The 16,421-nt window shown below is 75.9% G+C and carries 17 protein-coding genes; 10 read left to right on the top strand and 7 right to left on the bottom strand.

The window, feature by feature from the left end; genetic code table 11:
* Positions 1-67: 67 nt before the first annotated feature.
* Together BLS21_RS25645 and BLS21_RS19345 are read right to left on the bottom strand one after the other, a co-directional pair.
* A complete protein-coding gene (locus BLS21_RS25645) occupies positions 68-274 on the bottom strand; it encodes a hypothetical protein (protein WP_217636209.1) in 207 nt (68 codons plus the stop codon).
* Between the two features lie 255 nt (positions 275-529).
* Positions 530-925, bottom strand: a complete 396-nt coding sequence (locus tag BLS21_RS19345) for a DUF6221 family protein (protein WP_091222319.1) — start codon at positions 923-925, stop codon at positions 530-532.
* A gap of 74 nt (positions 926-999) precedes the next feature.
* Between BLS21_RS19345 and BLS21_RS19340 the strand changes: the two genes are divergently transcribed.
* Both BLS21_RS19340 and BLS21_RS19335 read left to right on the top strand, forming a co-directional pair.
* Positions 1,000-1,698, top strand: coding sequence for an ABC transporter ATP-binding protein (locus BLS21_RS19340; RefSeq protein ID WP_091222316.1), 699 nt, complete (start codon positions 1,000-1,002; stop codon positions 1,696-1,698).
* A 3-nt stretch (positions 1,699-1,701) separates the two neighbouring features.
* Positions 1,702-3,255 carry a DUF6297 family protein gene (locus tag BLS21_RS19335; protein WP_091222314.1) on the top strand — a complete coding sequence of 518 codons (1,554 nt, stop codon included), beginning with the start codon at positions 1,702-1,704 and terminating at the stop codon, positions 3,253-3,255.
* 8 nt (positions 3,256-3,263) lie between these two features.
* On the opposite strand, the gene ggt is transcribed toward BLS21_RS19335, so the two are convergent.
* Complete coding sequence (ggt, locus tag BLS21_RS19330; protein WP_091222312.1) at positions 3,264-5,072, bottom strand: gamma-glutamyltransferase; 1,809 nt, start codon at positions 5,070-5,072, stop codon at positions 3,264-3,266.
* Positions 5,073-5,196: 124 nt separating this feature from the next.
* Between ggt and BLS21_RS26270 the strand changes: the two genes are divergently transcribed.
* The 3 genes from BLS21_RS26270 to nthA are packed head-to-tail and all read left to right on the top strand — an operon-like array spanning position 5,197 to position 6,426.
* Positions 5,197-5,553, top strand: coding sequence for an SH3-like domain-containing protein (locus tag BLS21_RS26270; protein WP_091222310.1), 357 nt, complete (start codon positions 5,197-5,199; stop codon positions 5,551-5,553).
* Positions 5,546-5,836: an SH3-like domain-containing protein gene (locus BLS21_RS26265; RefSeq protein ID WP_091222307.1), complete on the top strand. Its 291-nt coding sequence runs from the start codon at positions 5,546-5,548 to the stop codon at positions 5,834-5,836. Before BLS21_RS26270 ends, BLS21_RS26265 begins: the two co-directional genes overlap by 8 nt.
* Positions 5,833-6,426, top strand: a complete 594-nt coding sequence (nthA, locus tag BLS21_RS19315) for a nitrile hydratase subunit alpha (RefSeq protein WP_091222305.1) — start codon at positions 5,833-5,835, stop codon at positions 6,424-6,426. Before BLS21_RS26265 ends, nthA begins: the two co-directional genes overlap by 4 nt.
* Before the next feature lie 210 nt (positions 6,427-6,636).
* Here nthA and BLS21_RS19310 read toward each other — a convergent pair whose 3' ends face one another.
* Together BLS21_RS19310 and BLS21_RS19305 are read right to left on the bottom strand one after the other, a co-directional pair.
* The gene (locus BLS21_RS19310; protein ID WP_091222302.1) at positions 6,637-8,202 is read right to left on the bottom strand and encodes an acyl--CoA ligase family protein; all 1,566 of its coding nucleotides are present in this window, start codon (positions 8,200-8,202) and stop codon (positions 6,637-6,639) included.
* Between the two features lie 159 nt (positions 8,203-8,361).
* Complete coding sequence (locus tag BLS21_RS19305) at positions 8,362-9,759, bottom strand: ferredoxin reductase family protein (RefSeq protein ID WP_175479651.1); 1,398 nt, start codon at positions 9,757-9,759, stop codon at positions 8,362-8,364.
* A gap of 394 nt (positions 9,760-10,153) precedes the next feature.
* Here BLS21_RS19305 and BLS21_RS19300 point away from each other — a divergent pair, with 394 nt between their 5' ends.
* From BLS21_RS19300 to BLS21_RS19275, 5 genes are all read left to right on the top strand, one after another.
* Positions 10,154-11,116: an asparaginase gene (locus BLS21_RS19300; protein ID WP_091222297.1), complete on the top strand. Its 963-nt coding sequence runs from the start codon at positions 10,154-10,156 to the stop codon at positions 11,114-11,116.
* Positions 11,117-11,144: 28 nt separating this feature from the next.
* Positions 11,145-12,026, top strand: coding sequence for a polysaccharide deacetylase family protein (locus BLS21_RS19295; RefSeq protein ID WP_091222294.1), 882 nt, complete (start codon positions 11,145-11,147; stop codon positions 12,024-12,026).
* A gap of 52 nt (positions 12,027-12,078) precedes the next feature.
* Entirely contained in the window at positions 12,079-12,519 is a 441-nt protein-coding gene (locus BLS21_RS19290) for a hypothetical protein (RefSeq protein WP_139177216.1), read from the top strand.
* 383 nt (positions 12,520-12,902) lie between these two features.
* Positions 12,903-13,466 (top strand): dihydrofolate reductase family protein, encoded by a 564-nt coding sequence (locus BLS21_RS19285; protein WP_091222290.1) that lies wholly within the window; start codon positions 12,903-12,905, stop codon positions 13,464-13,466.
* Between the two features lie 410 nt (positions 13,467-13,876).
* Complete coding sequence (locus tag BLS21_RS19275) at positions 13,877-14,890, top strand: LLM class flavin-dependent oxidoreductase (protein WP_091222286.1); 1,014 nt, start codon at positions 13,877-13,879, stop codon at positions 14,888-14,890.
* Positions 14,891-14,988: 98 nt separating this feature from the next.
* On the opposite strand, the gene BLS21_RS19270 is transcribed toward BLS21_RS19275, so the two are convergent.
* Together BLS21_RS19270 and BLS21_RS19265 are read right to left on the bottom strand one after the other, a co-directional pair.
* Positions 14,989-15,612, bottom strand: a complete 624-nt coding sequence (locus BLS21_RS19270; protein ID WP_091222284.1) for an antibiotic biosynthesis monooxygenase — start codon at positions 15,610-15,612, stop codon at positions 14,989-14,991.
* 188 nt (positions 15,613-15,800) lie between these two features.
* Positions 15,801-16,271, bottom strand: coding sequence for a copper chaperone PCu(A)C (locus BLS21_RS19265; RefSeq protein ID WP_091222281.1), 471 nt, complete (start codon positions 16,269-16,271; stop codon positions 15,801-15,803).
* Positions 16,272-16,421 lie beyond the last annotated feature (150 nt).

The raw sequence follows: 16,421 nt of genomic DNA, 5'->3' as shown, positions 1-16,421 counted from the left end.
TTAGGTCCCACGGCGACCTGTGGTGCTCGTCACCGCTAAACGATTAGGTCGAAAAGTAGGAGGCCGTTCACGTCGCTGTCAAGAGCCGGATCCGCAACCGCCGTGTGCCGGCCACGGCCCGCCGAGGCGTGGCGGGCCGGTCAGGCCGCGGCATGGCGCAGTACGTGACCGGCCAGTAGCTGCGGGAGTCCTCGGAGGTCCGCCGGCCGAGGAGCAGGGCGTCGGCACGCTCGTCCTCGCTGTGGATCCCCTCGACCAGGTCGGAGTCGTCCACCCCGACTGCCCCTGCGGGTCGAACCAGTCGCCGAGCATCTCCACCGCACCGTCGACGGTCGTGTCCTGGGTGATCGCGAGCGTGCGCACCGTGCCTCCCGGGTGCGCTTCCCGTCGCAGAACCGACCGCCCGGGCCCCGCGACTCATCGCCGGGGTGTGCCGGGTCCCCGGTGGGTGCGCGCGTGGAGACGCATCCGCACCCGCTGATGCGTCTCCACGCGCGCAACCGGGGTGCTCGGGGGTCGCCGGGTCCGGTCAGGGGCGCCAGGCCGGCCGGTAGTCGGGGTGCGCGGCGTAGGGCAGCGCGAGCAGCGCCAGGGTGAGCGCGGCCAACTGGTGCTGGTCGGTGGGGGGCAGCGGGATGTCCAGGCCCGCCGGGCGGGCGCCGAGCAGCCGCAGGTCGGGTCGGACGTCGCGGCAGGCCAGCACGAGCCGTCGCTTGGCGGCGCACTCGGCGAGCACCCGTGCGGGGTCGTGGTGGGCGACGTGGTCGGCGGCGCCGTGCGGCGCGGTCACGCCGCCGTCCCAGGACTCGCGGCCGCTCGCCTGGGCGGCCTCGGCGGCCAGCCGCTGGTCCTCGGCGATCCGGGCCAGCAGGAAGCCGTCCAGGTCCGGTTCGAGGTCGGGTTCGAGCCCGGGGTCGGCGTCCATGCGGCCATCCTGGGCCGTGGGCACGCGCGCCGGAACCGGCTGCGCTCCGACCGCCGTCCTACGGTGGGCGGGCCATGCGGAACGCACCCGGATCGCCCGACCTGCTCGTCGTCGAGGACCTCTCCGTGGGGCACGGGGCCGCCCCGGTGTGCGCCCCGGTCGACCTCCGCCTGGCCGCCGGCCGCGCCGTGGCCGTCGTCGGCCCGAACGGCTCGGGCAAGTCCACGCTGCTGCGCACGCTGGTCGGCCTGCTCGAGCCGCTCGACGGCACCGTCGCCTTCGCCGGCGCGCCGGTCGACGAGCTGTCGGCGGCCTTCCGCCGCGACGTCGCCGCCGTCCTGGACGACGACGCCTTCTTCGTCTCGCTCACCGGCCGCGAGCACCTGCTGCTGACCGCGCGCGGGCACGGGGTGGCCGCGGCCGAGGAGGTCGTGGACGCCGAGGTCGAGGCGTTCGGCCTCGGCGAGCGCGCCGACGCGCTGCCCTCGGCGCTCTCCTCCGGCCAGCGGCGGCGGCTGGCGCTCGCGGCCGCGTTCGTCCGCCCCGCCCGGCTGCTGGTGCTCGACGAGCCCGAGCGCCGGCTCGACGCGGGCATGCGGGCCCGGCTGGCCGCCCGGCTCGCCGCCCTGCGGGACGCCGGCACCGCCGTGCTCTTCGCCAGCCACGACGCCGACGTGGTCGGGACGGTCGCCGACGAGGTCCTCGTGGTGGGCGACGACGCCTGCCGGCTGCTGGCCCCGGCCGAGGCCGCCGGCCGCATCGCGGAGCTCTGAGCGGTGGCGACCGAGGTGGCCGCGCCGCTGGACGGTGCGGCGGTGCGCCGCTGGACCCGCTCCGCGACGGCGGCGCGGGCGCGGACCACGCTGGGCGAGCGGCTCTCCGAGGCCTGGGGCGGGTTCGTCACCGCCGGGATCGGCGTGGCCGTGGCCGGCGGCAGCCTCGCCTCGCTGCGCGAGCGGATCGCGCTGGCGGGCGCGCCGGTCACCGGGACGACGCTGCCCGCCTCGCTCACCTCAGCCGCCCTGACGCTGGTCGCGCTGGCCGGCGTGGTCGTCGTCCTGGCCCGGCTGGGGCCGGTGAGCGCCACGCCGGCGGCCGCCGCGTGGTGGCTGCCGCTGCCCGCCGACCGCCGGAGCCTGCTGCGCGGCGAGCTGGTGCGGCTGACCGTCGCCGCGGGCGCCGTCGCCGTGCTGCTGGCGCTGCCGCTGGTGTTGGGGGCCGCCGCCGCGCCGACGGCGGCCTCGGTGCTGGGCGGCCTGGGTGCCGCGGTCGCGCTGGCCGTCGCCGCGGTCGGTGGGACGGCGCTGCTGCAGACCGGGCGCCGCGGCCGCGGCGTGGCCGGGGTCGCCGGTGCGGTCGCGGGCGCGGCGGCCGTCGTCCCCGCGGTCGCCGGCACCCTCGCAGCGGCGGGCGGCGGCCCGGTCGGCGTCCCGGTCGCCGGCACCCTGCCGGGCTGGGCGCCCGCGGTCGCCGCGGTCGCCGCCGCGGCCCTGCTCGTGCAGGCCGACCGGGGCCTGGGCCGGCTGGACGCCGGGCGGCTGCTCGCCGGCGGGGCGACGGCCCGCGACGCCGGCGGCTCGCTGCTCTCGCTGGACACCCGGCAGCTGGGCCGCGCGCTGGCCGGCCGGGACCGCCCGCCCCGCCGCAGCCGCCGGTTCTCCCGGGTGCGCCGCCCCTGGCAGGCGGTGGTGGCCGCCGACCTCGCCGTCCTCGCCCGCGGCCGGTGGCAGCTCGGCCAGCTCGCCGTCGCCGCCGCCGTCCCGGTCGTCGTCGCCCGCACCGAGGGGCTGGGCGCGCTGCCGCCCGCGGTCTGGGCCGGCTGCCTGGTCGGCTGGGGGCTGGCCGCGACGGCAGCCGGGCGAGCCGCGCGGGAGGCGCACGGCGCACCGGAGCTGGACCGGCTGTTCGCGCTGTCAGCCGCGGCCGTGGTGCGCAGCCGCGCCGTCGTCCCGCTGGTCGCGACCGCGCTGGTCTGCACCCTCAGCGGGCTGCTGCTGGGCGTCGGCACGGGCCTCCTCGGCAGCTGGGCGCTGCTCGGGCTGGCCGCGGTGCCGGCGTGGGCGGCCGCGGCGCTGCGCGGGGCGCTGCGGCCGGACCCGGACTGGTCCGGGCCGGTGGTCTCCACCCCGATGGGCGTGCTGCCGGCCGGGGTCGGCGCCACGCTCGTGCAGGGCGTGGACGTCGGCGTCGTCGGCAGCCTGCCGCTGCTCGCCGCGCTGGGAACCGGGGGCCCGACCCCGCTGCTGGTCGCCGTCCAGGGGGTGTGGGCGCTGCTGCTGGCCGTGGCGGTGCTGGTGCAGCTGGGCCGGAGACGCTCTCCCGGGAGCTGACCGGGGGGTCAGCCGCCCGGCTGCACCACCCCCGCGCTGCCGCCGCCGCGCCGCACGGTCTCGGCCGCGGCCAGCAGCCGGCCGTCGGGCAGGAACTCCACCCCGGTGGCGGCCCCGATCTCGTCGACCGCCGCGAAGGCGTGCCCGCGGGCGGTCAGCTCGGCGCCGTACGCGTCGATGAAGGCCGGCTCGGCGTCGGCCGTCGCGGCGTTGCGCTGGCTGGCCCGCGGGGCCGCGATGGCGTCGACCAGGTCGGTGCCGCGGTCGAGGCGGTCCACCAGCGTCTGCAGCACGGTGGTGATGATCGTGGCGCCGCCGGGCGAGCCGAGCGCCAGCAGCGGCTCGCCGTCCTGCAGCACGACCGTCGGCGCCATGCTGCTGCGCGGCCGCTTGCCCGGAGCGGGCAGGTTCGGCTCGGGACGGGTCGGGTCGGCGGGCGCGAAGGTGAAGTCGGTCAGCTCGTTGTTCAGCAGGAACCCGCGGTCGGGGACGGTGATCCCGCTGCCCCCGGTCTGCTCGATGGTCAGCGTGTAGGCGGCCACGTTGCCCTCGGCGTCGGCCACGGTGAGGTGCGTCGTGGACGGCCCCTCCGGACCGCCGTCGTCGGTGGCTGCGGCCGCGGCCGGGCACGGGCCGTACTCGCCGTCCGGGACACCCGCCGGCACCGGCTTGGGCGCCGCCCGCTGCGGGTCGACCAGGCAGGCCCGCTCGGCGGCGAAGGCGTCGGAGAGCAGCTCGGCCAGAGGTACCTGGGTGTAGGCGGGGTCGCCGACGTAGGCGTTGCGGTCGGCGAAGCCCAGCGCGCTCGCCTCCAGGTAGGTGTGCAGCACGTCGACCTCCGGTAGCGCGGCCAGGTCGGAGCCCTCCAGGACGTTCAGGGCCTCCCCGACCGTCGAGCCACCGCTGGACGGCGGCGCCATCCCGTAGACCTCCAGGCCGCGGTACTCGACGCGGGTCGGCTCGCGCATGGGCGCCTCGTACGCGGCGAGGTCGGACTCCTCCAGCAGGCCGGCCCGCACCGGCGCCGCGCCCTCCGCGAGCGGGGGCTCCTGGGCGGTGCGCACGACCTCCTCGCCCAGCTCACCGGTGTAGAGGGCCTCGACCCCGTCGGCGGCCAGCAGATCGTAGGTGCGCGCGAGGTCGGGGTTGCGGAACACCGAGCCCACCTCGGGCAGCGCGCCGCCGGGGAGGAACAGCTCGGCGGTGGGCGCGAAGCGGCGGAACCTCTCCTCGTTGTCGGCGGTCTGCTGGCGGAACGTCTCGTCCACGACGAAGCCCTCCTCGGCCAGCTCGGTGCCGCCCTCCAGCGCCTCGGCCAGCGAGAGCGTGCCGAACTCGTCGAGCACCCGCTGCCACGTCAGCGGGGTCCCCGGCGTGCCGACCGACAGCCCGCTCGTCACCGCCTCCTCGAAGGGCAGGGGCTCGCCGTCCTCCCCGACGAAGGCGTCGGCGCCCATCGCCTGCGGCGCGGTCTCCCGGCCGTCGACCGTCGTGACCTCGCCGGTCGCGGCGTCGTAGTACACGAAGAAGCCGCCGCCTCCCACGCCCGCCGAGTAGGGCTCGCTCACGCCGAGCGCGGCGGCCGCGGCGACCGCCGCGTCGGCGGCGTTGCCGCCCGCGGCCAGGACCTCCAGGCCGACCCGGGTGGCGTCGGGGTCGACCGTGGCGACCGCGCCGCCGGTCCCGACCGCGCGGGGCACCTTCTCCGGCGGCGGGACGGCGGCGTCCCCCGGCGCGGCGGCCGCGGTGCCGGCCGGGGCGACCCCGGCCAGGACGGCGGCGGTCAGGGCGGTGAAGACGGTGCGTCGACGCGGCACGGGGACTCCTCGGGCGTCGGGACGGTCGCGGTCCAGGGACTCAGCCTGCTCCTGGAGCGGTCGGCCCGCCCGTCGGGCGCCCGGCGCGCTGGACCGATCCGGTGGGACGGGACAGGATCGGCGGGTGAGCCGCATCAACGACGTCGGCGGCATGGTCGGCTTCCCCGCGATCGTCGAGGAGCCCGACGAGCCGGCCTTCCACGCCGACTGGGAAGCGCACGTCCTGGCCCTCAACGCGGCGCTGATCCGGCGCGGCGTCTACAACCTCGACGAGTTCCGCGACGCCATCGAGCGGATGCCGCCGGACGCCTATCTCTCGAGCTCCTACTACGAGAAGTGGTTCACGGCCATCACGACCCTGCTGGTCGAGAAGGGCGTCGCCACCCCCGAGGAACTGGCCACCCCGGAGGAACTGGCCACCCCGGAGGAACTGGCCACCCCGGAGGAACTGGCCACGCCGGAGGAGCCGGCCGGTGGCTGACCGGTTCGCCCCCGGGGACGCGGTGCGGACCAGCACCGCCGACCCGGCGGGGCACACCCGGTTGCCGCGGTACGCCCGCGGCGCGGTCGGCCGGGTGGTCGAGCTCGCCGGGCACCACCCGCTCGCCGACGACCGGGCCCGTGGCCTGCCGGGCACGACGCAGGCCGTCTACCACGTGCGGTTCGCCGCCGCGGACCTGTTCGGTGACGGCGACCACGCCGTCACCGTGGAGCTCTGGGAGGACTACCTGGAGCCCGCCGACCCCCGAGGAGGGACACCATGAGCGCAGACCACCACGGCAGCTCGGCGATCTCCGAGCGGGTCCGGCACGTCGAGGCCCTCCTGGAGGCGCGCGGCCTCGTCGACGAGGGCGAGATCGACCGGCGCATCGACGAGTTCCTCGCCGGGGGCTCCCCGGCCAACGGGGCCCGGATCACCGCGCGCGCCTGGGTGGACCCGGACTTCCGGGACCGGCTGCTCGCCGACGCCAACGCCGCGATCCGGGAGCTCGGGCTGTCGATGTCCGGCGGCCTGCAGGAGCAGCGGCTCAAGGTCGTCGCCAACACCGAGGACGAGCACAACGTGGTGGTCTGCACGCTGTGCTCCTGCTACCCGATCGCGCTGCTCGGCCCCTCCCCGGCCTGGTACAAGAGCGAGGCCTACCGGTCCCGGGTCGTACGCGACCCGCGCGGCGTGCTGCGGGAGTTCGGGCTCGAGCTGCCGGCCGGGACGCGGATCAGCGTGTGGGACGCCAGCGCCGAGTCCCGGTACATGGTCGTCCCCCGCCGGCCCGAGGGGACCGACGGGATGCCGGAGGAGGAGCTCGCCGGCCTGGTCACCCGCAAGGGCCTGATCGGGACCGCCGCCGTCTGACAGCGGCGTCCCGAGGCCCGGCTGAGCACCACCACTCCGCGGGAGCTCCGCCCCTGCTTCCACCGGGAAGCAGGGGCGGAGCTCCCGCGGGGTACGACACCCCGCTGGCCCGTGGGCCGTCATTGGCCGCTGCCGGCCCTCCGGCGGCGGCCACTCGGCACGACGCCTCTCCGGGGACGCCTGCGCCCCCGGGCGACACCTGATCCGCGGTCAGCCGGAGGATCGCTCGCGCAGCAGGTTCTTCTGCACCTTGCCGGTGGAGGTCTTCGGCAGGTCGCCGTAGACGAACCGCTTGGGGACCTTGAACCCGGCCAGCCGCGACCGCACGAAGGCCGCGAGCTCCTCGTCGGTGACCTCGCCACCGGGCCGCAGCGTCACGTGGGCGACCGGGACCTCCCCCCACTTCTCGTGGGGCTCGGCGACCACGGCGGACTCCAGGACGGCGGGGTGGGCGTCCAGGGCCCGCTCGACCTCCACCGAGGAGATGTTCTCGCCGCCGGAGATGATGATGTCCTTGCTGCGGTCCCGGATCTCGAGGTAGCCGTCCGGGTGGACGACCGCGAGGTCCCCGGTGCGGAACCAGCCGGGTCCGCCGTCCGGCCCCGGCAGCGTCGCCTTCGCCGTCGCCTCCTCGTCCTGGTAGTAGCCGAGCATGACGTCGTTCCCGCGGGCGACGATCTCCCCGATCGTCTCCCCGTCGCGGGGCACGTCCGCGCCGTCCTCCCCCACCACCCGCAGCGGCTCGGCGACCACGTTGGCGACACCCTGCCGGGCCTTGAGCTCGGCCTGCCGCTCGTCCGGGAGGTCGTCCCACTCCGGGTGCCACTGGTTGACCGCCACCGGCCCGTAGGTCTCGGTGAGCCCGTAGAGGTGGGTGACGTCCATGTCCAGCGCGGACATCCGGGCCAGCAGGGTCGGGGTGGGCGGCGCACCGCCGGTCTGCACCGCGACCCGCGGGGAGACCGGGCCGGCCTCCGCCTCCTCGGCGCTGGCGATCATGGTCAGCACGGTGGGCGCCGCGCTGAAGTGGGTGATGCCCTCGGTGCGCAGCAGCTGCCAGATGCGGGCGGGCTCGACCCGGGGCAGGCACACGTGGGTGGCGCCGCCGGCCGACACCGCCCAGGGGAAGCACCAGCCGTCGCAGTGGAACATCGGCAGCGTCCACAGGTACTGGCTGCCGGGTGCCAGCCCGGTGTGCAGCGCCATCGCCATCGCCTGCAGGTAGGCGCCCCGGTGGCTGTACATGACGCCCTTGGGCCGGCCGGTCGTGCCGGAGGTGTAGTTGAGCGCCAGCAGCGCCCACTCGTCGTCGCAGGGCCGGGCCAGCGGCTCGGCCGAGGTCAGCCACCGCTCGTACTCGTCGGCCTCGCCGCCGGCCACCACGACCGGGATCCCCACCGCCGCGGCGACCTCGGTGGCGGTCGCGGCGAACGCGGCGTCGGCGACGAGGACCGCGGCGCCGGAGTGCCGCAGGATGTACTCCAGCTCGCCCGCCTTCAGCCGCGTGTTGAGCGGGACCAGGACCGCACCGGCCCACGGCACGCCGTTGTGCAGCTCGAGCATCGCCGAGCTGTTCGTGCACAGCGCAGCGACCCGGTCCCCGGGCGACACGCCCCGGGCGGCCAGGGCCCCGGCGAGCCGGCGCGAGCGGTCGGCGAACTCCCGGTAGGTGAACCGCCGGTCACCGTCGACCACCGCGGTGCGCTCGGGGAACACCCGCGCGGAGCGGTCGAGGAAGGCGGTCGGGGTCAGCGGGGCGGAGCTGAAGGTCGCCACCGGGTCTCCTCAGGCTGTGCGGACGGTTCCGTGGTGGATTGTCGGCACAGTGCCCGCGACCGCGCTCCCCGGACGCGTCAGGTCTGCAGGAGCGCCCAGAGCACGCAGAGGGCCAGCAGCACGCCGCTGACCACCCAGGCCGGTCCGTCGGCACGCACGTCAGACCATCCCGAACTGCTCGCTGTGCACCCGGTCCGCGGGCACGCCGAGCTCGCCGAGCGAGGCACGGACCGCCCGCACCGTCTCCTCGCGGGAGCAGACGAAGTACTGCAGCGAGCGGGCGTGCGGCGGCAGGTGGCGGGCCAGCAGCGCGGCGTCGATGCGGCCGCGCTCGCCCGGCCAGCCCTCGGACGCCCGGCTGATCACGTGCACCACCCGCAGGTCCAGCCGGCCCTTCAGCCGCTCGAGCTGGCGGATGCCGGTGATCTGGTCCTCGCTGCGGTTGCCGAGGAACAGCCACACCGGGCGCCGGTCGCCCTGGTCGGCCAGCGTGGCCAGCATGCTGAGGAACGGCGTGACGCCGACGCCCGTGGCCAGGAGGACGTAGCCCATGCCCGGGTGCCGGTCGAGGGTGAACGAGCCGTGCGGACCGTCGACGTAGACGGTGTCACCCACCCGCAGCCGGCGGATGGAGGAGGTGAAGTCGCCGACCTGCTTGATGGTGAACTCCACGCGGGGGCGCAGCGCGCTCGAGGAGATCGAGAACGGGTGGTAGGTCGGGGTGAAGGGCACCCGGCCGGGGAGGATCCAGGCGAACTGCCCGGCCGTGAACGACCACGGCCGCCCGCCGTGCCGGTGCGCGGGCTCCAGGCCGACGGTCACGGCGCCGCCGGGCTCGGGCCACAGCTCCACCACCCGCCAGGGACGGCGCCACAGCCGCAGCGGCTTGACCAGCCGGACCCACACCGCCAGCCACAGGAACGCCGTGGCGTAGACGAGCCACCCCAGCCGCACCCACGGAGCGCTCATCCAGTTGTCCACGAGGAAGGCGTGCCCCAGGCCGGCCAGCACGATGGTGACGCCGAGGAGCGAGTGCAGCACGTGCCAGACCTGGTACGGGATCCGCAGCGCCCGCCGCCAGATCGAGGTCACCATGAGCAGCCCGAGCGCCAGCACCGACAGCCAGGCGAACTGGGCCCGCAGCGGCGCGTCCACGACGTCGAGCAGCACCAGGTACCGGTCGTCGGCGAGGAACAGCAGCGCCGGGTGCCCGAACGCCGCGAGGACGGACAGCGCCGACATCTGCTTGTGGTAGCGCAGGACGGCGTCGATGCCGAACGGCGCCGTGGCGCGGGAGAACCGCGCGGCCAGGGCGAACTGCAGCCCCATCACCGAGAGGGCCAGGAAGCCCAGCGCCACGGAGAGGTCGACGAGGAAGCCGCGCCCGGGCCGGACGGCGGTGGCGCAGAGGGCCAGCGGGGCGGCGGCGAGCAACGCGTGCAGCGCCGTCCACGCCACCGCCTGTGCGCGGGTCGAGGGCGCGGCCCGGCGGGTGACCGGCACGGGGATCTCGCCGGTGAGGTCCGAGACGCGCGGCCGGTCGAGGACCGTCGTCACCGGCGGGCTCCCGCGGTGGTGGGACGCCGGAGGGCAGGGTGGTGCATGAAGGCGTTCTCCAGTGCGTGCGGGCGTCGGGCGCGCCCGGGCTCCGAACACCCGGGCGGCGGTCGTCCGGGCGACGGGGCGCTCCGGCGGGCCACCCCCGCACCGCGCGACGCGAGAGCCCCGTGGCCCTCGCGGCGTGCGGCCCCCCATGACGGGCGGTGTCCGGACGAGAACTCTAAGTGAGTCCCGCCGACCATCGTCAAGCCCGGGACGGACCGGTCCGGCAACGACGCAGGTCAGCACCGAGGGTGGGTCCGCTCACACCGCTCCCCGAGGTGCGTCGCTCGGCGCGCCGTGGTCACCTGGGGCCGCTGCGGGAGGTCGGGTGCGAGGACGGGAGGGTGCCGTGGCACGGGTCCACCTGCTGGCGACCGGGGGCACGATCGCCAGCCGCCGCACCGACGACGGCCTGTCGGCCACCACGCCGGCCGCCGAGCTGCTGGCCGCGGCCGGGCCGCTCCCGGGCCTGGAGGTCACCGTCAGCGACCTCACGACGGTGCCGAGCTTCGCGCTCACGGGCGCCGACGTGCGGGGGCTGCTCCGCGAGGTGCGGGAGCACCTGGCCGGCGGCGTCGACGGCGTCGTCGTCACCCACGGCACGGACACGATGGAGGAGTCGGCGTTCCTGGCCGACCTGGTGCACGACGACCCGCGGCCGGTGGTCTTCACCGGCGCGCAGCGGCCGTTCGACGCGCCGGCCCCCGACGGTCCGGCGAACCTCGCCGACGCGCTCCGGGTCGCCGCCGACCCCGCGGCCCGGGACCTCGGTGCGCTGCTGGCCTTCGACGGCCTGGTCTTCGCCGCGCGCGGGGTGCGCAAGGTCGAGACCTTGCGCGGCGCGGCCTTCGGCGCTCCCGGCCGCGGACCGGTGCTGCGGGTCGCGGGCGGGGCCGTCGTCCCCCTGGGGCGGCCGCCGCGGCCGCCCGCGCTGCCGCTGGACCTGGCCGCCGACCTGCCGCGGGTCGACGTCGTCGCCTGCGCCCAGGGGTCGGACGACGCCCTGCTGCGCGCCGCGGTCGCGGCCGGCGCCGCCGGGGTCGTGCTGGAGGCCTTCGGGGCGGGCAACGTCCCGCCGCCGGTGGCTGCGGCGGCGGCCGAGCTGGTGGCGGGCGGCGTGCCGGTCCTGGTGTGCTCGCGGGTGCCGTCGGGTCCGGTCGCCCCCCTCTACGCCGGGGGCGGGGCGAGCCTGGCGCGCGACGGCGCCCTGTTCGGCGGCGACCTGAGCCCGTGGCAGGGGCGGCTGCTGCTGGCCGCCGCCCTGGCGCTGGACCCGCGGGACCCGGGGCGGGTCCTCGCCGGCCGGCTGTGAGCACCGACACATCGAGGGGAGAACGGGCATGGCCAAGGAGATCTTCGTGTCCTTCGGCGTCGACATCGACGCCGTCGCCGGGTGGCTGGGGTCCTACGGCGGGGAGGACTCCCCCGACGACATCTCCCGCGGGCTGTTCGCCGGCGAGGTGGGCGTGCCGCGCATCCTCGAGTTGTTCCGCCGCGAGGGGCTGACCCAGACGTTCTTCTGGCCGGGCCACTCCATCGACACGTTCCCGGAGCAGTTCGACGCCTGCGTGGCGGCCGGCCACGAGATCGGCGTGCACGGCTACAGCCACGAGAACCCGATCGCGATGACCCGCGAGCAGGAGTCGGCGGTGCTCGACCGCTGCATCGAGCTCATCGAGAAGCGGGCCGGACGCCGTCCCACCGGGTACGTCGCGCCGTGGTGGGAGTTCTCCCCCGTCACCAACGAGCTGCTGCTGGAGCGGGGCATCACCTACGACCACTCGCTCATGCACCGCGACTTCGAGCCCTACTACGTCCGCGTCGGCGACAGCTGGACGAAGATCGACTACTCGCAGCCGGCCGACACGTGGATGCAGCCGCTGGTCCGCGGCCGGGAGACCGAGCTGGTGGAGATCCCGGCGAACTGGTACCTCGACGACCTGCCGCCGATGATGTTCGTCAAGACCAGCCCGAACAGCCACGGGTTCGTCAACCCGCGCGACATCGAGCAGATGTGGACCGACCAGTTCGACTGGGTCTACCGCGAGCAGGACTACGCGGTGTTCACGATGACCATCCACCCGGACGTCTCCGGGCGGCCGCAGGTGCTGATGGCCCTGGAGCGGATCATCGCCCACATCAAGGGCCACGACGGCGTGCGCTGGGTGACCTTCGACGAGATCGCGCAGGACTTCCTGCGCCGCTCGCCCCGCCCGGCCTGACGCGGTGTGCGGCGCCTGCGGCAGCGGCCGGGCCGTCGCACCGTGGGAGGACGTGCTGGCCGGGGCCGGTCCCGCGGAGCGGGCCGCCCGGGCCGGTGCCGCCGGCCGGCTGCTGACCGGCCGGCGGCTGCGGGTCACGCCCTGGCGCGGCGGCTACCTGCTGGCCACCGCGACCGGGGCCAGCCGCCCGGTGGCCTCGCTCGACGAGCTCTGGGCGGCCGTGGAGCGGGACGGCGCGCCCCCGGGCGAGCAGCACTGGGCCCGGGCGCCCGCGCCGGCCGGGTGGGACCGGCAGGCGGCCACCGTCTGGGTGGCGGCGGCCGCCCGCATCGGGACGATCACCGCGGCGGCGCTGCCCGGTGGAGTGGTGGAGTTCTCCGACGGCGGCGCGGCGCACGTCGACCCCTCGTCCGGGACGGCGGAGGTCGGCGTCCTCGGGCCCGAGCCGGAGGCCGCGCTCACCGACCTCCTCCACTTCGCGGCCCGAGCGTGACAGCCGTGAGTCGGCTCGTCGGCCGGGCCCAGCAGCAGTTCGGCCTCGTAGGCGGCGTCCATCGCCTCGCGGGCCCGCAGCCGCTGCAGTTCCGCCGCCTTCTGCGCCTTGCCCGGCAGGGTTCGATCTCGATCTGGCTGGGGCTCAGTGCGTGTACGTCCAGGCCCCGGCTGGTGAGAGCTTCACCGTACGGGTACCCGCAACACCGCTGGTCACGGTGATGGCGGTGCGGGTGCCCCGGTGTCAGGTGTACGTAGGGGTTCCCTTCCGTAGGCAGCATCCGCTTGGCGTGGTGGTCAACCGGCCCTCGGTGTGGCCTGACCGATGACTTCTCCGCGCCGTGCTGGTCTGTACGCCGAACACCGACTCGCGGGGGGTGACGCATGCGGAGACTGACCTTCGGCATGAACCTGTCCCTGGACGGCTACATCGCCGCGCCCGGCGACGACCTCGGCTGGAGCGTGCCGAGCGACGAGCTGTTCCAGTGGTGGTCCGACCGGGTGGGAGCGACCGACCTGGCGCTGTACGGGCGCAGACTGTGGGAGACGATGAGTTCCCACTGGCCGACCGCCGACCAGCAGCCCGGCGCCACACCGGCGGAGATCGAGTTCGCCCGCCGCTGGCAGGACATGCCGAAGGTGGTGTTCTCCTCCACGATCAGCACGGTCGACTGGAACACCCGCCTGGTCACCGGCGACGCGGTCACCGAGATCACCCGGCTCAAGGCCGAGGATGGCGGCCCCATGGACATCGGCGGCGCCACCCTCGCCGCAGCGGCGATGCGGGCCGGGCTGATCGACGAGTACGTGCTGGCCACCGCACCGGTCCTGGTGGGCAGCGGCACGCCGTTCTTCACGGCCCTGGACAACTGGGTGAACCTGACCCTGGTGGAGACCCGGACGTTTCCCGACGGCGTGCTCCTGACCAGGTACGAGACCAGGCACTGAGTGCCCGGCCTCGGATCGGCGCGGGCTTCGGGCCGCCCGAGGATCTCGTGGCGCTGCGTTCCGAGGCGATCGTGACACCCCCGCCGGATCGCAGGCCGTGCATGTGAGGGATCCCCCAACGGGACGGTCGGACCGGTGGTGCTGCAGGGGTTCGTCGCGCAGCACGGCGAGGAGACCGAGGTCGCCGTCGCCGTCCCCGGCCCGCGGCGGCAGGAGATCATGGCCGTCGGCGTCGACCAGGAGACCAGGAGAGCCGGCGAGCCGGCGAGCCGGCGAGCCGACGACCCCGGGACCTGCGGCAGCACCGCGTCCACCCACGTCTCCCGGCCGGAGGCGGGGCGCAGGAGCACGTCGTCGGCCACTGACCGACGATGGAACGGAACCCACCGCACCGATCGAGGAGCCGCCCCATGCCCGCCCCCGGGACCCCGCTGGAACAGCTCGGCTTCCTGACCATCGGCACCTTCGACCCGGCCGACCCCGGCCCCGGGCACGAGGCGACCCTCGCGATGGTCGAGCTCGGCGAGCAGCTCGGGTTCGACAGCGCGTGGTTGCGCCACCGGCACCTGCAGCCGGGCATCTCCTCGCCGGTCGCCGTCCTCGCCGCGCTCACCCAGCGCACCCGCCGGATCGGGCTCGGCACCGCCGTCACGCCGCTGGCGTGGGAGAACCCGCTGCGGCTGGCCGAGGACCTCGCCACCGTCGACGTCCTCTCCGGTGGGCGGCTCCACCCGGGCGTCAGCGTCGGCCCGCCGATGCACTGGGACGACGTGAAGGACGCCCTCTACCCCGACACCGCCGACCGCGAGGACTTCAGCTACGCGCGCGTGGAGCGGCTGCTGCGGTTCGTCCGCGGCGAGCGGGCGTCGACCTTCGTCGGCCGGGAGGGCGTCGTCGAGGAGTGGTCCGACCGGGTGCAGCCGCAGTCCCCCGGGCTGGCCGGCCGGATGTGGTACGGCGGGGGCAGCCTGCGCTCGGCGGCGTGGGCCGGCGAGCACGGCACGCACTTCCTGACCTCCAGCGTGGTCAAGGCCGAGCAGTCCGAGGACTTCGCCGAGGTCCAGGCCTCGCACGTGCGGGCCTTCCGGGCCGCCAACCCCGCCGGCCGGGTCTCCCAGGGGCTGGTGGTCATCCCCACCGACACCGCCACCGCCGAGCAGCGGGCGCGCTACGCCGCCTACGTCGAGGCCCGCACCCCGCGGACGACGGCACCGCAGGGCCCGGCGCGGATGCTCTTCGCCCGCGACCTGCTGGGCAGCTCCGAGGAGATCGCCGAGGCCCTGTACGCCCACGCCGGCTTCCGCGAGGTCACCGAGGTCGTCTTCGCGCTGCCGTTCGACTTCGCACCCGCCGACTACGAGCAGATCCTCACCGACGTCGCCACGCGCCTCGGCCCGGCGCTGGGCTGGCAGCCCGGCGGCTGAGCCACCGGTCGTCGCGCGCCGGTGGCCCGTTCAGGGGACCGGAACGGGCCAGGGGCGCGCAGTACTGCAGGGGGCGCCGCCTCAGCGGCGCCACCACCTCACGCCATCTCGGGGACGTGCAGGTGGGCCATCGCGAGCTCGAACTCGGCGACGTCGGTGATCCTCGCGCCCATCGCCCGGCTGAACTCCTCGCGGAGCGCGGCGCCCTGTTCGCGGGCCCGCTCCATGGCGGCCCGGTCCTCGTAGGTCACGGCGGCCACGCCGCGGTGACCGGGCCGGTCGACCAGCAGGCTGACGCTGCAGAAGCCGGGGAGGTCCTCGAGCCTCGACAGCAGGCTCATGCGGAAGGTGTCGACCATCTCGTCGACGTGGCCGGCCGGGACGTCGAGCCAGGTGCCCCGGACGCACGCCGCGTCCCCCGCCGGCCGGGACCGGTGCAGGACGGCGATCTCCCACTCGGCGATGTCGACGGCATCGGCGCGGAGCACCTCAGCCGCCTGCCGCCGCGACTCCTGGACCTCGGTGGCGCTGGCCCGCATCGCGTCCTCGCTGGCCCACGCGGAGGTGACGATGCACCGCCCCGCCTCGCGGTCGGCGAGCATCGACATCCCGATGCAGCCGTCCATCCGCTGGACCATCGGCCAGACGTCGTTGCGGATGAAGGCGATCCCGTCGTCGACCGCGCGCGGGTCGCCGCGGACGGTGGTGGTCCTGGCGTACATGACCGATCTCCTCCCTGGCGGCGCCGGGCGGCACCGCACAGAGGGGAATGTCCTCGCTCGCGACGGGGCGGGCGGCGCCCGGAGCGTCCCGTCGGGCCGGCCGGGACCGGGCGCGGCGCGTGCGGACCGTGCGCACGCCGCCGGGCACGCATCCGGCGGACCCCCGCCGACCGGGTGCGGGCGGCGGCCTAGTCGACGGGACCGGGGCCGGGGGCGACCGGCACGTCGAGGGCCACCTCACCGGCCGTCGCGAAGGTGAAGGTGACCGAGACGGTGTCGGTGGGGGCGATCGGTGCGGTCACCCCCTCCAACTGCATCCGCACGGCGCCGCTGACGGCCTCCACCTGACCGCCGGCCGGCAGCTCGATCCCGTCGGCGCTCGGTGCACCGGACTCGTCGAGCAGCTGGACCGACTCCGCCGCCGGTGTGCTGACGCCGACGAGCCGGTCGGCCTGTTCGGCGTCGTTGGTCAGCACACCCCGCAGCGGCACGGAGGCGCCCGCCTCGACGGTGTCCTCGGCGTCGAGGAAGACGTCGTCCAGCGACACCTCGCCGACCGTGCCGTCGACGCCCGCGACGTCAGGGGTCTCCTCGGCTGTCTCGGCCTCCTGCCCGGCGGCGCAACCGCCGAGGACCAGGATGCCGGCGGCTGCCCACACGGGAAGAGAAGTCCGTCGCACGAGAGCGCACGATCCCGTCGCGCCCGGCTCGCCACCAGGGGCGAGGGTCCCGGTCGCGACCACACGCAGCGGGGGCCGCCCGACCCTGAGCGCAGCGACCCACCGGGGACGCGCGAGGGCGGGGCGACC

It is taken from the genome of Geodermatophilus siccatus, from assembly GCF_900103785.1.
GTDB lineage: Bacteria > Actinomycetota > Actinomycetes > Mycobacteriales > Geodermatophilaceae > Geodermatophilus > Geodermatophilus siccatus.
Note: the sequence above shows the minus strand (reverse complement) of the source record. Positions and strands in the feature narration are given on the sequence as shown.

Bases quoted from the DNA above. Each gene is read 5' to 3' on its own strand.
- BLS21_RS19345 (WP_091222319.1), bottom strand. From the start codon at position 925: ATGGACGCCGACCCCGGGCTCGAACCCGACCTCGAACCGGACCTGGAC.
- BLS21_RS19340 (WP_091222316.1), top strand. From the start codon at position 1,000: ATGCGGAACGCACCCGGATCGCCCGACCTGCTCGTCGTCGAGGACCTC.
- nthA (WP_091222305.1), top strand. From the start codon at position 5,833: ATGAGCGCAGACCACCACGGCAGCTCGGCGATCTCCGAGCGGGTCCGG.
- BLS21_RS19295 (WP_091222294.1), top strand. From the start codon at position 11,145: ATGGCCAAGGAGATCTTCGTGTCCTTCGGCGTCGACATCGACGCCGTC.
- BLS21_RS19285 (WP_091222290.1), top strand. From the start codon at position 12,903: ATGCGGAGACTGACCTTCGGCATGAACCTGTCCCTGGACGGCTACATC.
- BLS21_RS19275 (WP_091222286.1), top strand. From the start codon at position 13,877: ATGCCCGCCCCCGGGACCCCGCTGGAACAGCTCGGCTTCCTGACCATC.
- BLS21_RS19270 (WP_091222284.1), bottom strand. From the start codon at position 15,612: ATGTACGCCAGGACCACCACCGTCCGCGGCGACCCGCGCGCGGTCGAC.